The sequence below is a fragment of the Bradyrhizobium vignae genome (assembly GCF_004114425.1).
Lineage (GTDB): Bacteria > Pseudomonadota > Alphaproteobacteria > Rhizobiales > Xanthobacteraceae > Bradyrhizobium > Bradyrhizobium vignae.
In genome coordinates, this window is record NZ_RDQF01000149.1 from 1 (window position 1) to 1,124 (window position 1,124).

Annotated in this window: 1 protein-coding gene; it reads left to right on the plus strand. The window is 65.7% G+C overall.

Annotated elements, in window-relative coordinates:
- Nucleotides 1-1,116, plus strand: a 1,116-nt coding sequence (locus EAV90_RS39170) for an IS5 family transposase (protein ID WP_129146481.1), incomplete at its 5' end; no start/stop codon positions are given.
- Nucleotides 1,117-1,124: the final 8 nt, after the last annotated feature.

Here is a 1,124-nt window from a genome sequence, read left to right on the forward strand (position 1 = left end):
GGGGTCTGCGAGCGCTGGGTCCACGACCCATATTTCCAGTACTTCACCGGCGAAGAGTTCTTCCAGCACGCCTTCCCGCACGAGCGCTCGGACCTGAGCCACTGGCGCAAGCGGCTCGGCGACAAGCTGGAACTGCTGCTGGCCGAGAGCCTGCGGGTGGCGCACGAGGCCGGCGCGTTACGCGGCCAAGACCTCAAGCGGGTCACAGTCGATACCACGGTGCAGCCAAAGGCCATCACCTTCCCGACCGATGCCAAGCTGCTGCACGCGGCGATCAAGGGGCTCAACCGTCTGGCGAGGAAGCACGGGATCAGGCTGCGGCAGTCCTATCTTCGCGTCGCCAAGACCGCGGCCATGATGGCTTCCCGCTACGCCCATGCCAAGCAATTCAAACGGCATCAGCGGCAGTTGCGCATCCTGCGCAGCCGGTTGGGCCGGATCATCCGCGATATCCGCCGCAAGATCGAAGCTCAGGCCGTGCTCGAGAACGCCTTCGCCCTGCCGCTCAGCCGGGCCGCGCAGATCCGCTCGCAGCAGCAGCGCCAGCGCGGCTGGAAGCTGTATTCCTTCCATGCTCCGGAGGTCGAGTGCATCGGCAAGGGCAAAGCAGCCGCGCCTTACGAGTTCGGTGTCAAAGCCTCCATCGTCACCAACAACCGCCGTGCTCCCGGCGGCCTGTTCGTGCTGCACGCCAGGGCGCTACCCGATAACCCGTACGACGGTCACACCCTGCGGGACGTCATCGACCGCACCGAGACACTCACCGGCTGTCCGATCGAGCGGGCCTATGTCGACAAGGGATACCGCGGCCATGACGCGCAGAACCCGCGCCGTGTCTTCATCTCCGGCCAGAAGCGCGGCGTCTTCGGTATCATCAAGCGCGAGCTGCGCCGCCGCTCCGCCATCGAACCCGTCATCGGACACCTGAAGGCCGATGGTCACCTCGGCCGCTGCTACCTCAAAGGCCGCGCCGGCGATGCCGCCAACGTCATCCTCTCTGCCGTCGGTCACAACTTCCGCCGCATCCTCGCCTGGCTGAGGGTTCTTTGGTGCCTCTTCCTGGCCACCCTCATCGCAGCCATCAGCGACCGCTCACCGCTGCAATCGGCTTCTTAACGGACGAC